The following is a 12,548-nucleotide window of genomic DNA, read 5'->3' as shown; positions in this document are numbered from 1 at the left end:
GGGGATTCGCCCGGTGGCGCTGCGCTTACCGGGGCTACAGTCGTAGGCCTGAAAAGCGCAGCGCCATCAGGCAGTTATCACGCAATGATATTCAGCGTCACGTCGATGTTGCCGCGGGTCGCGTTAGAGTACGGGCAAACGATATGCGCCGCATCGACCAGCTTTTTGGCTTCCGCAGGATCCATACCTTCAACGTGGATATTCAGTTTTGCTTCGATACCAAAACCGGTCGGCAGCGGGCCGATACCCACTTCGCCTTCAATAAACGCCTCTTTTGGCAGGGTAAATTTGTCGCGAGCCGCCACAAACTTCATCGCGCCCAGGAAGCAGGCAGAGTAACCCGCAGCAAACAGCTGCTCAGGGTTCGTGACTTCTCCACCCATACCGCCCATCTCTTTGGGCACGCCCAGTTTAACGTCCAGAACGCCATCGGAAGAGGTCGCGCGGCCGTCACGGCCCCCGGTTGCTTTTGCTTTGGCGGTATAAACAACTTTTTCTAAAGACATGGCAGGTTCCTCATCTTACTTTTGTATGTGCTATTAAATAGCGTGCGATGTATGTAGGTAAATAAAAACGCGTAAAGTATAGCCTTACGCGCGTTGAATCTGTTGTCGCAAAAGTTCCAGCTGCTGCTTGAGCGCCAGCATGGTGTCGGTATCACACTGTGCGGCGCACCCCACCGCGTGTGGGATACCCAGTGCCTGCTGCTGAAGTTCACGTCCGGCTTCAGTCAGCGTGACGGCGACCTGACGTTCATCTTTACGCGAGCGGTGGCGGTTGATTAGCCCTGCGCTTTCCAGACGCTTCAGAAGCGGCGTCAGCGTTGCGGAGTCAAGGAACAGCCGTTCACCGATGTCCGACACCGTCACGTCATCCTGCTCCCACAGCACCAGCATCACCAGATATTGCGGGTAAGTCAGGTTTAGCGGCGCCAGCAGTTGCCGGTACAGCTTATTAAGCGCCAGATTTGCCGAATAGAGGGCAAAACAGAGCTGGTTATCCAGCAGGAGCGCAGCGGTCGTGTCGTTCGTTTTTGCGTTCATGAAATGAATATAGATTGTGCGCGATTTAATTGCAAGCAATTTTAGGGGCAGGTATAACGCAGCGCCACCTGAACGGCCATTTTACGGTAGTGCTGGCGCTGGGCCTGCTCGTCTGCACCCTCTTCAAACAGCAGGGTGAAGGTGTAGCTGTTGGCAACGTAGTGAAAGCTGAAGCTGCTGATCAGACGGTGAAGGTCGCGGGCGTCAACCGTCTGGCTGAAAAGCTGTTTTTCTTTGCCCCGGCGCAGGATGCCTTCCAGCAGGTCGAGCGCGCTGCGGTTGACCTGCCGCAGATAGTTTGACTGCTGCATAAAACGGCCGCGCTGCATGTTTTCCATGCAGATAATACGGATGTAATCCGGGTGGTCGGCATGATAGTCAAAGGTGGCTTCAACCAGATGGACCAGCGCTTCGACGGGAGGCATATCCGCCAGGCTAAGCGCCTTTTCACTGGCGCGAATTTGGGTGTAAACGTACTCCAGGACGAGCAGGTAGAGATTTTCTTTGTTTTTAAAATGGTAAACGACCATGCGTTTGGTGGTACCTGCTTTCTCCGCGATCTGCTCCATGCGGGCGCCATTCAGTCCAAATTCGGCAAACAGCGCGATAGCGCTCTGAAAAATTTTCTCTTTCAGGCTCGATTCTTCACTGTGATCGGGGTGTTCGCTGCCAGAGTTAGCCACATCCTTTCCTTATTTTTACCAAACGGACCAGAAAGATTATCTCCACGGCAGCGAAATAACACAAATATCAAACGCGCGGGCGTTTGCGGTAGAGCCATAGCCCGGGTATCGACAGCCCGATAGAGAGCGCACCGACGATGGAGGACGCCTTAAGAAAGTTGCTAAGGAGAAGAATCATCTGCGGCTCGGTGTAGCCAAAATGGCTGATTTTCACCGCGGAAATCATCGCCGTATAGGCAGATATGCCAGGGAACATCGGGATAACGGCGGCGACGGTGAACACTTTCGGATGCGCCAGATACCAGCGCGACCACTGAATACCGATGCTGCCGACCAGCATAGAGGCGATAAACGTCGACCATTCGATGTTAAAGCCCGCCGTCATCATCACCATTCGCGAGCCGTGGCCAATTGCGCCCAGCAGCGCACACCACGGCAGAGCGCGTTGCGGAACGTTAAATACCATCGCAAAGCCGACGGCAGGAATGGCCGCCAGGGCCATGTCCTGTGCCAGCGCCAGCAGAAAATCTATTACGCCCATCCTCGTAACCCCCACAGCGTCATCGCCATCACCACGCCGATGCAGGTCGCCAGCGTCAGCAGGCTGGCGATAGCCCAGCGTGCCAGCCCGGTATTGATGTGCCCTTTAAACATGTCGGCAACGGCGTTAATCAGCGGGAAGCCCGGCACCAGCAGAAGCACGCTGGCGGCCATCGCAATCGTCGGGGTAGCGGCAAACTGCGGCAGGCGCAGCAGCAGGCCAGACACCGTAGTGGCAACAAACGCGGTAATGCAGAAGTTAATTTGTGGGTGCAGCTGCCGGTGCGTCAGCAGCTGGCGCACGTACATGGCGATGCTGCTGGCGAAAAAGGTGACGATCGCGCCGTCCCAGCCGCCTTTATTGAGCTTACAAAAACAGGCGCATGACAGCCCCACCATGAGCACGACCAGCCAGCGTGGATAACGTAATGGCTTGATTTGGTTAAAACGTTTTTCAATCTCCTTGAGATCGAGAAGCTTATGCTCAGCCAGGATGACGATGTGCTGGACCTCGGTTACAACGTGCATATTAATGCCGCGGTCGTGATTTTTACGGGTGGACGTAAGACACTGCCCGTCTTTAATGGTGGTCAGCACAATGGCGTTGGACGAGATAGCGCTCTCAACGCTGTCCATCCCCAGCGCCAGCCCCAGCCGGGTTGAGAGCTCCTCGACCAGCGCGCTTTCCGCGCCGTGCTGGAGCAGAAAAAGACCGCACTGAATACAGAGCCGCGTGATAGCACGCTGCGTTGACCGATCTGCCTGCATGTATTATCCCGAAGATAAGGTGAATAGTTGCCGGTTGGCCCGTAATGCCTACTTTTAGCACAAAGTGCAGTGGCTCTTGCTGTGGGTCAGATCAAGGTTTATGCAAACAGTTACCCCCCTCGTCACGACGACTTACAGGATTAATTTATTAATACGATGAATTAGTAATTTGAAATAATAAAATATTTGTATTTAGAAATTCTAATTTTATTTTGTTGTTATTTTAATGTCTGCACAATTAAATTGATTTGCGCTTTGTGAGATATTAGCGCTGTTTTAGGCATTTCCTAAACTAAGAACATATCTCATCTTCTGCTTGTATTAATCTTTTTATACTCAGGGAAGAAAATATTTATACCTTGGTGTGTTTTACATGACGCACCGAAGGAAAATGGACACGGAGGGTCTATGTTGTCGTTGCCTGGTAAGCATGGCGTTGTCATTAGCCGGATACCCGTCATGCAGAATGGGTTAGGGGACGTGATGGCACGTCATTTCCCCGATTTTGAATTGACCTACTGCCGCTCACTGCAGGAGTTAACCCTGCTTCAGTTGCGCCGCGCAGATGTGATTATCGCCGACGTTTCAGGCGAATACAGGAACCCACGGGGTACGCTCGAAGAGTATTACCGCTTACTGAACCAGTACCGGGAAATCCACTGGATCTTTTTGGTCTCCCGGCCGTTTTACCCTATTGCCGTTGAGCTGCTTATGCGGCCGGAAAGCACGCTGCTTTCTGATATGGAACCTATCGAAGGTGTCGTTAACGCTATCCGGGCAGGGAGTGAACGCGCAGAACGGATAAGCCAGACGTTATTAACCCCAGAACCTGAGGAAAGTGAGGATGACGAAGAACACTTTATTGCGCTCACGCACTCAGAACGTAAGGTGCTTCGCCTGTTAGGCAAAGGGTGGGGGATTAACCAAATCGCTACGTTGCTTAAAAAGAGCAATAAAACGATCAGTGCGCAGAAAAACAGTGCGATGCGAAGGCTCTCATTGCGGAGTAATGCCGATATGTACGCCTGGATCAACAGTACACAGGGAATGAGAGAGCTGAGTTTAATGTCAGCCTATGGAGAGTTCGAGGAATGGAAAAAACCGATTCAACAAGACATATCGCCATCATCGAAAATTGCTCGATGAGTGCGGTCGGGCTGCAGAATCTTTTTACGCAGCCTGAACTCAGCCAATATCAACTGCACCTGTTTAATGATTTTGATGGCTTTAAGAAAGTACTGCAACACGTGAATTTTTTCTCGCTGATCTATTCGCTTTCCGATGCGCGAGAAGAACGACGTAACTGCCTGGCGCATCTGCGGGATCTCGCGTTTACGCATAGCCATATTCAGCGCATTATCCTGGTCTCGGATGAGATGGAGGCGAGGTTGATTAGCCATCTTTCGCCTTCACGTCTTCACGGTGTGGTCAGTAAATCGGTGACCCTTGAACACCTGCTGAAGGAGTTAGTGGTATTGTTGAGCGAAACGCTGCGCATTAATGACAATATGCTTAACCACTGGTACTGCAGTCAGAACCGGATGTTAAGCCCAACGGAAAGAGCAATTTTACGTTATATGTCATGCGGATATTCCATTCCCGAAATCGCGGCGCAGCTTGAACGCAATATCAAGACTATTCGCGCGCATAAGTTTAATGCGATGGTGAAGCTAGGGGTGAATTCTGACGTAGGATTGCTTGATGCAGCGGATATTCTTACCCATCTTCCGGTTAGAGAACCGAGAACTGTGGGGCTAAGCAAACCGACATTTTTGTAACCTGTGCCTTTTGCGCGCCAGATGTGCCCTGGCGCGTCATTCAGATGCACACATCAACCCACTTTGCTGAAGTCAGCTCTGCCATTCTGTCCGGAGAAATACGTACGGCACTATGGATAGCGCCAGCGGCGGGGAGCACTTCAGCGTATTGTTTTAAAGAGATATCGCAGTAAACCGCAAGTGGGTTTTCAAGCCCAAACGGGCAGACGCCACCAACGGGATGACCCGTCACGGTAACCACTTCATCACTGCTGAGCATGCGTGCTTTCGCGCCAAACGTGTCTTTCAGTTTTTTGTTATCCAGACGCGCATCACCCTTCGCCACCACCAGAATCACCTCATTTTTAACCTTCAGCGATAGGGTTTTGGCGATTTGTCCCGGCTCTACACGGTGGGCGGCAGCAGCCAGCGCAACGGTAGCCGTACTCTGGCTAAGTTCTATTACCTCTATTTCCGGCGCGTTGTCGGCAAAAAACTGCTGTACGGACTGCAAACTCATTGTTTCCTCCTGACAAATATCCTGCGTAATCTGTCATAAGAATTTATGCTCTGTAAATATCTCTTAAGTAACAAATATCCAGGATGGCTGATTTCTGGATCCTCTTCACAATCACAGAAACCGGTTACAGTAACCGGTTGCAGAGCGTGATGCGTAGATTAATACTGAGTATGTAACGTCCCCTGTATCCAATAATAAGAGCCAATTATGAAACCATTTCGTCTGAGCAGTACCGCTGGTACGCAAGCCAGCAAGGTTGTGAAGCTGATTTATGGAACAACGTGCGGCGCGAGCGCGCCTGTAATAAACGTCTGACAGGAGATCAATCATGTCTGCCAACCATGCTGCGTTTAATCTGATATTCCGTTTCGTTGAAAATTACGTGAGCCCGATTGCCGGGCGGATCTCGTCCCAGCGTCATGTCATGGCTATCCGTGATGGGTTCATCTCTGCGATGCCGTTCATGATTGTGGGTTCATTTTTATTAGTGTTTGCTTACCCGCCGTTTTCGCCTGATACCACCTGGGGTTTCGCGCGCGCCTGGCTGGATATGGCGAAGCAGTTTGAAGGCCAGATCCTGACGCCGTTTGATATGACGATGGGCATTATGTCCATTTATATCTGCGCGGCCATCGCCTATAACCTTGGCAAACATTATGTCAAAACGCACCAGTTGGATCCGTTCATGTGCGCCATGCTGTCGCTGATGGCGTTTCTGCTGGTTGCCGCCCCGAAAACCAAAGGCACGCTTCCCGTCGACAGCCTGGGTGGAACGGGTATTTTTACCGCCATTCTGGTGGCGATTTACTGCGTTGAAATGATGCGTTTCCTGAAGGCGCATAACATCGGTATTCGCCTGCCGGACCAGGTGCCGCCGATGATCAAAAATTCCTTTGACCTGCTGATTCCGGTGCTGGTGGTGGTGTTAACGCTTTATCCGCTGAGCCTGGTGATTCAGTCTCAGTTTGACATGCTGATCCCGCAGGCAATTATGTCCATCTTCAAGCCTCTGGTTTCCGCGGCGGATTCACTGCCCGCGATCCTGCTGGCGGTGTTGATTGGTCATTTGCTGTGGTTCGCCGGGATCCACGGGGCGGCTATTGTCTCCGGGATGCTGCAGATGTTCTGGCTGACTAACCTCGGAGCGAACCAGACCGCGCTGGCTGCCGGCCATCCTCTGCCACATATTTTTATGGAAGCCTTCTGGACGTTCTTCATCGTGATTGGCGGGTCGGGTGCGACGATGGGTCTGGTGATTTGCTATCTGCGCAGCCGTTCAGCGCATTTACGCTCTATTGGCCGATTGAGCGTGGTGCCCAGCTTCTTCAACATCAATGAACCCGTTATCTTCGGTACGCCGATTGTAATGAACCCGGTGTTCTTTATTCCGTTCCTGCTAGCCCCGATGGTTAACGCCGTGCTGGCCTGGGCGGCGATGACGTTTGATCTGATTGGTCGTGTTATTTCAGTTGTTCCCTGGACGGCACCGGCACCGATAGGCGCAGCATGGGCCCTGGGCTGGGATTTCCGCGCGGCTATCCTGGTTGTGGTTCTCGCCTGCGTGTCGGCAATCATCTACTACCCGTTCTTCAAAGTGTACGAGAAGCAGCTGCTGGAGCAGGAAGCGGAAGAAGCACAGCGTAATGGGGAAGAGGACAATCAGCAGGTGGCTTAAAGACGTTGTGCCGGGTGGTGGCTGCGCCTTACCCGGCCTACGAGTCGAGGTTTTTGTAGGCCCGGTAAGCGAAGCGTCACCGGGCAATTCACTGCACTACTTTAGCGCGCAATCCCCGCACTGCTTAACGTCCGGCAGGCGATAGCGCTGGCAGCAGGTACGACGCACCAGAAGCCCGTCACGGAGCACAACGGTACGGAATAACGGATTATCGCGACCATCGGAAAGCTGTTTGGCAAAGAAGCAGGACTGGCGCAGGGCCTCCACTTTCTCATCGCCAAGCAGCGGCTTCATTTCTGTTAAATACCAGTGAATTAAATACCCGGTATTACTCCAGATAAGCTTCCCGTTGATCTCGCCCGTTGCTTCAAGTGCCTCTACCACTGGGATCAGGGCCTGGATGACAAGCTGTTCCAGACGTTCCTGAGCAGAGAACTGCTCTGCGCCGCGATCTTCGTGCAGATCAATCCAGAAGCAGGCTGCTCGGCCAGTTTCGTGGAACTCGACGTGAAAATGATCCGGGGAGAGCGCCAGCATGCTCTTTTGGGTTAATACCGCCAGCATGAGCGGGGGAACCATCAGCCCGATATACCACTGTGCCCACAGGGAAAGCAGAGGTTTATTTTCCCGCGTTAGGCTCGGCTGATTGCGATAGATATGGTCGGAATAGGTTGCAAGCAGCGACTGCAGCGTAGAGGGCTGCTGCCACTCAGCGAGCGTCATGGCGTGGTGCGGGGGCGCTTCATCAAGCCTGATAAAGTCCAGCAAGTGGGCGCGCGTCTTAGCAATCTTGTCCCGTATGGCATCCGCAAGCGACGCATTCCCGCTGGTGAGGGGCGCTCGCCAGAGGAGTGGTTCAACGATGTGTGCGGTATGCGTAGCCATAGTTGAGATAGAAATCTAAATGATAATGATTGCCAATCCTAACTATTGCTCATACCAATGGCAAGACTTTTGTCCTGATTAACCGAAGACGCGTTTAAGCGGTTTGTAGCTCTTCACTCAGCAGAATGTTATTGCGACCTAAATGCTTTGCTTCATAGAGGGCTCTGTCCGCTCTCTCCAGAGCGCTTTCCACGTCCTCGTTTTCGAAAATGGCAATACCGATGCTGATGGTGACATTGGTGGCGACGCTTTCGTTGAACAGATGGGGGATTTTCAAATCATAGACTTTCTGACGGATCCGCTCTGCCGTATGGCGGGCGTGTTCAAGTGAAATATTCGTCAGCAGCACCATGAACTCTTCCCCACCGAAACGCGCCACAATATCGCGCGAACGGACGGCATCACGAATTGCCGCCGAGACGCGCTTCAGCGCCTGGTCACCCATCATATGGCCATAATGGTCGTTATAGGCTTTGAAGTGGTCGATATCCATCAAAAGAACAAAATGTTCGCCGTTTTCTACCGCCGGCAGGTTCTCCAGACGGCTCTGCAGGCCGCGACGATTATAGAGCCCGGTTAGCGGGTCCATCATACTGAGATCGGTCAGAGTTTCCCGTTCTTCCAGCAGGCGAGAGAGCAGCTCCTGGGCGAAGCGATCGTTGCGCCGTTGCAAAATGTTATGAATAGCAATAGCCACCACAGGAAGTGCGAAAGAATAGGACATTCTTAGCCATATATCCTGGTCACTTAACCACAGGCAGACAATAAAGGCGGGGAGCGAGTGCAGCGTAAATGCTTTGATATTACTGGCGAAGGCCAGTGTTCCGATAAAAAGCACCGTGAGTAAAGCTATTATCAAATACATCGCCTGGTCATGGGTAATTAGCGAAAATTTCGAATCTATTTGCCAGGCCCACAAAATACCAAAGATTGCTGAAACGGCAGGAATATTTATCTTCCGCGCGCGCTTTTTCCAGTGCCAGACGAACAGGCCAGTACTGATCGCGAAAATAGCAATCAGAGGGGCAGAAAACACGCGTACAGAATAGAGCGGGTTTGTTACCGAGAACACGGCTGACGTTGCGTTCAGAAATAAAAATAAACGTAACGATAATTGATATTTTCTTTGAACCAAAGACCGCCAGGATTGTGATGTCATAGTCGTGCGTTTTTATTAAAACTTAATTAAAACAGATGAATAGGTGTGGTTTCGCACTTAATTATGCAAAAAACTCAAAGCGTAATTATAAGAAAAAGTTTATGTGTAGTTAACAGGTGAGCAATTTATCACCTTAGGAAATTTCTGTCATTCTACATAAGGAGAAAGGGCGATTTTTTTTGCTTCACTGCGCTGACAAATGATAATTTTTATCATATGATATTGTTTATCATTATCGTTATGAAAGGGCGATGTATGTTGAACAGGGCGCTGGGAAGTGCATGGGGAGTATTACTGCCGGGCGTAATCCTTGGCGGTTTGATGTTTGCCGATCTCTCCATCGAAAGCTGGAAGGCTATCATTGTGTCAGGGCTGCTGATGACGTCAGGCATGATCTGGCACAAGCACCTACGCCATTATGTGTTACTGCCATCATGCGTCGCATTAGTCAGCGCAATTCTGGTGATAATGATGAGTTTGAAATAACAGGGAAAATAAGAGGTATTACAGAAGGGAGATAAGATAATTGGTGCGAGGGGGGGGACTCGAACCCCCACATCCGTAAGGACACTAACACCTGAAGCTAGCGCGTCTACCAATTCCGCCACCTTCGCATACCATCGATACTGTAAAAGTATCGTAACCACGGAGGCGCATTCTAGATGTTTTCAGCTTTACGTCAACAGAAAAGTGCGCGCCTTTTATTGATTGCTGCAAAAATGGACGGAATTGCGACGCCTGCTTGCCGGATGGCGCTGGCGCTTATCCGGCCTGCATTGTATGGCGAATTATTTTTTTGCCTGACGCGTCATCACGGTGCGGTAGACCTTAAAGCGGCCCGTCTGGGCGATCACTTCGTTGAAGCCGAAGGTTTCGTCCAGCACTTTCGGGTACGCCAGGAAGGCGTTCGCCACGATGCGCAGCTCGCCGCCGCTGTTGAGGTGACGAGTCGCGCCACGGATCAGGGTTTGCGCAGCTTCGAGGCTGGTTTCCATCCCGTCGTGGAACGGCGGGTTAGAGATGATCATGTCAAAGCGGCCGGTGACGTCAGAGAAGACGTTGCTGGCAATCACGTCGCCTTCAATGCCGTTGGCCGCAAGCGTTGCGCGGCTGGCTTCTACCGCCGGGGCGCTCACGTCACACAGGGTTAAACGCACTTTTGGTGAATGGCTGGCAAGCACCGTTGAAAGCACGCCCGCGCCGCAGCCCACGTCCAGCACTTTGCCTTTGGTGTGCGGTGTCAGGGTGGAGAGCAGCAGCTTGCTGCCCGTATCCAGCGCGTCACGGCTGAAGACACCCGGCAGGGTTTTGATGGTCAGGCCGTCAAGCTGGTACTCGTCCCAGTATGCCTGCGCATCAAACGTTGTCTGTTTTTCCAGACGGCCATGATACAGACCGCAGCGACGCGCGCTGTCGACTTTGGTCAGCGGCGCGTAGGCTTCCAGCATCTGCTCGGCGCTACGGACACCGCTGCGGTTTTCACCGACCACGAAAATATCGCAGCCAACCGGCAGCAGGGAGAGCAGGTTCATCAGCTGGAACTGGGCTTCCGGCTTGTTCTTCGGCCAGTAGTAGATCAGCGTATCGCAGTCGGCAATATCGCTCTGCTCCGCCACCAGGCTGAAGCGTGCGCGCTCGCCCATCTGGCGGCTCAGCACCTGCCAGTGGTGGTAGTATTGGGTGTGGGCACGGCTTTCATCACAGTCGAAACGCGCGGGCAGGTCATCCTGCATATCTCCGGCAAACAGAATACGGCTTTCTTCGAAATCATCACTGTGACGCAGCAAGACTTCACTTGCCGGGGTAAATGCAGACATGAATTGTTCCTCAATAAACTCAGGCGGGGATTATAGTAGGTAGATGGCGCACTTTCGACACATTTGCTATATTTGCGCGCCTGAGAGACAGGAGTTATCCCTATGACATCCCGACGAGACTGGCAGTTGCAGCAACTGGGCATCACCCAGTGGGCTTTGCGTCGCCCGACGGCGTTGCAGGGCGAAATCGCCATCTCCATCCCCGCGCACGTTCGGCTGGTGATGGTGGCGGAAGAACTGCCTGCCCTGAATGAGCCCCTGATCGGTGATGTCCTTCGCAGCCTGAAGCTAACGCCCGACCAGGTCTTACAGCTGACGCCGGAACGGGTTGCCATGCTTCCTCCTGATAGCCGCTGTAACAGCTGGCGCATCGGAGAGACAAACGACATCTCTCTTCAGGGGAGCCAAATCAGCTCACCAGCGCTGGACGAGCTGATAGCCAATCCAAAGGCGCGCAGCGCGCTATGGCAACAAATCTGCGAATATGAACACGATTTCTTCCCTCACGACGCCTGACCTGACTGCAGCGTTCGCGATTGAAACACGCGCCCACGCCTTTCCGTGGAGCGAAAAAACGTTTGCCAGCAATCAGGGCGAGCGCTATCTGAACTACCGTCTGGACGTTGACGGCACCCTGGCCGCGTTTGCCATCACGCAGGTGGTTCTTGACGAGGCGACGCTGTTTAACATCGCCGTCGACCCGGCGTTTCAGCGCCGTGGGCTGGGCAGAGAACTGCTTGAGCATCTCATTCGTGAGCTCGAAACCCGCGACGTTTTCACCCTGTGGCTGGAGGTGCGCGCGTCGAATGTCGCCGCCATCGCGCTCTATGAAAGCTTAGGCTTTAACGAGGCGACAGTCCGACGTAACTACTACCCCACCGCAGAGGGACGTGAAGACGCCATTATCATGGCTCTGCCAATTGGATAACGAATATAAGGTTGTAACGATGAAATGGGACTGGATTTTCTTTGATGCCGACGAAACGCTGTTTACGTTTGACTCGTTCGGCGGCCTACAGCGGATGTTTCTCGACTATAGCGTGACCTTCACCGCCGAAGATTTTCAGGACTATCAGGCGGTGAACAAGCCGCTGTGGGTGGATTACCAGAACGGTGCCATCACTGCGTTACAACTTCAGCACCAGCGATTTGACGTCTGGGCGGAGCGCTTAAAGGTCAGTCCGGGGACGCTGAACGAGGCTTTCCTTAACGCCATGGCCGATATCTGTGCGCCCCTGCCGGGCGCGGTTTCCCTGCTGAATGCGTTGAAAGGCAAGGTAAAACTGGGGATCATCACCAACGGTTTTACCGCCCTGCAGCAGATCCGCCTTGAGCGCACCGGCCTGCGCGATCATTTCGATGCGCTGGTGATCTCCGAAGAGGTTGGGGTGCCGAAACCGGATCCGCGAATTTTCGATTATGCGCTGGGGCAGGCCGGTAATCCCGACCGCGATCGCGTGCTGATGGTGGGTGATACCGCAGAGTCTGATATTCTTGGCGGTATGAAGTCAGGTTTGTCGACCGTCTGGCTGAATGCGCATGGCCGCGTGAAGCCTGAAGGCATCAAGCCAACCTGGACCGTCACGTCATTGACCGAACTGGAGCAACTCCTGTGTAAACAATGATTGCCTGCCCCCCGTTGATGGGTAAAATAGCCGCAATTTTGTATTCCATGATGCGTGGCGTGCTGCCACGCTTATA

General features: G+C 52.7%; 16 protein-coding genes and 1 tRNA gene. 7 read left to right on the top strand and 10 right to left on the bottom strand.

Annotated elements, in window-relative coordinates:
- Positions 1-77 precede the first annotated feature (77 nt).
- The 5 genes from ACMWL8_RS13615 to ACMWL8_RS13595 all read right to left on the bottom strand — a co-directional run bounded on the left by ACMWL8_RS13615 (position 78) and on the right by ACMWL8_RS13595 (position 3,034).
- On the bottom strand, positions 78-506 hold the full coding sequence (locus tag ACMWL8_RS13615; protein WP_013095463.1) for an organic hydroperoxide resistance protein: 429 nt from the start codon (positions 504-506) through the stop codon (positions 78-80).
- 84 nt (positions 507-590) lie between these two features.
- The gene (locus ACMWL8_RS13610; protein ID WP_028015419.1) at positions 591-1,043 is read right to left on the bottom strand and encodes a MarR family winged helix-turn-helix transcriptional regulator; all 453 of its coding nucleotides are present in this window, start codon (positions 1,041-1,043) and stop codon (positions 591-593) included.
- Positions 1,044-1,084: 41 nt separating this feature from the next.
- Positions 1,085-1,726 (bottom strand): TetR family transcriptional regulator, encoded by a 642-nt coding sequence (locus ACMWL8_RS13605; protein ID WP_028015420.1) that lies wholly within the window; start codon positions 1,724-1,726, stop codon positions 1,085-1,087.
- 67 nt (positions 1,727-1,793) lie between these two features.
- A complete protein-coding gene (locus tag ACMWL8_RS13600; protein ID WP_041911301.1) occupies positions 1,794-2,267 on the bottom strand; it encodes a threonine/serine exporter in 474 nt (157 codons plus the stop codon).
- Positions 2,258-3,034, bottom strand: a complete 777-nt coding sequence (locus tag ACMWL8_RS13595; RefSeq protein WP_028015422.1) for a threonine/serine ThrE exporter family protein — start codon at positions 3,032-3,034, stop codon at positions 2,258-2,260. The genes ACMWL8_RS13600 and ACMWL8_RS13595 overlap by 10 nt, the downstream gene beginning before the upstream one ends.
- 408 nt (positions 3,035-3,442) lie before the next feature.
- Here ACMWL8_RS13595 and ACMWL8_RS13590 point away from each other — a divergent pair, with 408 nt between their 5' ends.
- Both ACMWL8_RS13590 and bglJ read left to right on the top strand, forming a co-directional pair.
- The gene (locus ACMWL8_RS13590; protein WP_045259518.1) at positions 3,443-4,180 is read left to right on the top strand and encodes a helix-turn-helix transcriptional regulator; all 738 of its coding nucleotides are present in this window, start codon (positions 3,443-3,445) and stop codon (positions 4,178-4,180) included.
- Positions 4,177-4,812 (top strand): DNA-binding transcriptional activator BglJ, encoded by a 636-nt coding sequence (gene bglJ / locus ACMWL8_RS13585; protein ID WP_045259517.1) that lies wholly within the window; start codon positions 4,177-4,179, stop codon positions 4,810-4,812. The genes ACMWL8_RS13590 and bglJ overlap by 4 nt, the downstream gene beginning before the upstream one ends.
- 40 nt (positions 4,813-4,852) lie before the next feature.
- Here the strand turns inward: bglJ and ACMWL8_RS13580 are convergent, their stop codons facing one another.
- A complete protein-coding gene (locus ACMWL8_RS13580) occupies positions 4,853-5,311 on the bottom strand; it encodes a YbaK/EbsC family protein (RefSeq protein ID WP_023331967.1) in 459 nt (152 codons plus the stop codon).
- A 328-nt stretch (positions 5,312-5,639) separates the two neighbouring features.
- Between ACMWL8_RS13580 and ACMWL8_RS13575 the strand changes: the two genes are divergently transcribed.
- The gene (locus ACMWL8_RS13575) at positions 5,640-6,986 is read left to right on the top strand and encodes a PTS sugar transporter subunit IIC (RefSeq protein ID WP_028015425.1); all 1,347 of its coding nucleotides are present in this window, start codon (positions 5,640-5,642) and stop codon (positions 6,984-6,986) included.
- Positions 6,987-7,082: 96 nt separating this feature from the next.
- On the opposite strand, the gene fhuF is transcribed toward ACMWL8_RS13575, so the two are convergent.
- Together fhuF and ACMWL8_RS13565 are read right to left on the bottom strand one after the other, a co-directional pair.
- Positions 7,083-7,871 (bottom strand): siderophore-iron reductase FhuF, encoded by a 789-nt coding sequence (gene fhuF, locus ACMWL8_RS13570; protein WP_045259516.1) that lies wholly within the window; start codon positions 7,869-7,871, stop codon positions 7,083-7,085.
- Between the two features lie 94 nt (positions 7,872-7,965).
- Positions 7,966-9,030 carry a GGDEF domain-containing protein gene (locus tag ACMWL8_RS13565; protein ID WP_045631112.1) on the bottom strand — a complete coding sequence of 355 codons (1,065 nt, stop codon included), beginning with the start codon at positions 9,028-9,030 and terminating at the stop codon, positions 7,966-7,968.
- Positions 9,031-9,246: 216 nt separating this feature from the next.
- Between ACMWL8_RS13565 and ACMWL8_RS13560 the strand changes: the two genes are divergently transcribed.
- Positions 9,247-9,516 (top strand): DUF1435 domain-containing protein, encoded by a 270-nt coding sequence (locus tag ACMWL8_RS13560; protein ID WP_032644970.1) that lies wholly within the window; start codon positions 9,247-9,249, stop codon positions 9,514-9,516.
- A gap of 41 nt (positions 9,517-9,557) precedes the next feature.
- Here ACMWL8_RS13560 and ACMWL8_RS13555 read toward each other — a convergent pair.
- Together ACMWL8_RS13555 and rsmC are read right to left on the bottom strand one after the other, a co-directional pair.
- Positions 9,558-9,644: transfer RNA gene (locus ACMWL8_RS13555), tRNA-Leu, on the bottom strand.
- A gap of 174 nt (positions 9,645-9,818) precedes the next feature.
- Positions 9,819-10,847 carry a 16S rRNA (guanine(1207)-N(2))-methyltransferase RsmC gene (gene rsmC, locus ACMWL8_RS13550; protein ID WP_414751596.1) on the bottom strand — a complete coding sequence of 343 codons (1,029 nt, stop codon included), beginning with the start codon at positions 10,845-10,847 and terminating at the stop codon, positions 9,819-9,821.
- A gap of 102 nt (positions 10,848-10,949) precedes the next feature.
- Here rsmC and ACMWL8_RS13545 point away from each other — a divergent pair, with 102 nt between their 5' ends.
- Genes ACMWL8_RS13545 through yjjG form a run of 3 tightly spaced genes read left to right on the top strand, consistent with a single transcriptional unit; the run spans position 10,950 to position 12,472 of the window.
- Positions 10,950-11,363: a DNA polymerase III subunit psi gene (locus tag ACMWL8_RS13545; RefSeq protein WP_045259514.1), complete on the top strand. Its 414-nt coding sequence runs from the start codon at positions 10,950-10,952 to the stop codon at positions 11,361-11,363.
- Positions 11,332-11,775 carry a ribosomal protein S18-alanine N-acetyltransferase gene (gene rimI, locus ACMWL8_RS13540; RefSeq protein WP_028015431.1) on the top strand — a complete coding sequence of 148 codons (444 nt, stop codon included), beginning with the start codon at positions 11,332-11,334 and terminating at the stop codon, positions 11,773-11,775. Before ACMWL8_RS13545 ends, rimI begins: the two co-directional genes overlap by 32 nt.
- 19 nt (positions 11,776-11,794) lie before the next feature.
- Positions 11,795-12,472, top strand: coding sequence for a pyrimidine 5'-nucleotidase (gene yjjG / locus ACMWL8_RS13535; RefSeq protein ID WP_045259513.1), 678 nt, complete (start codon positions 11,795-11,797; stop codon positions 12,470-12,472).
- Positions 12,473-12,548: the final 76 nt, after the last annotated feature.

The organism is Enterobacter sp. 04-C-12-SI-ECC (assembly GCF_047530715.1).
Taxonomy (GTDB): Bacteria; Pseudomonadota; Gammaproteobacteria; order Enterobacterales; family Enterobacteriaceae; genus Enterobacter; species Enterobacter bugandensis.
The sequence above is the reverse complement of the archived record's forward strand: the minus strand, read 5'-3'. Positions and strand labels throughout refer to the sequence as shown.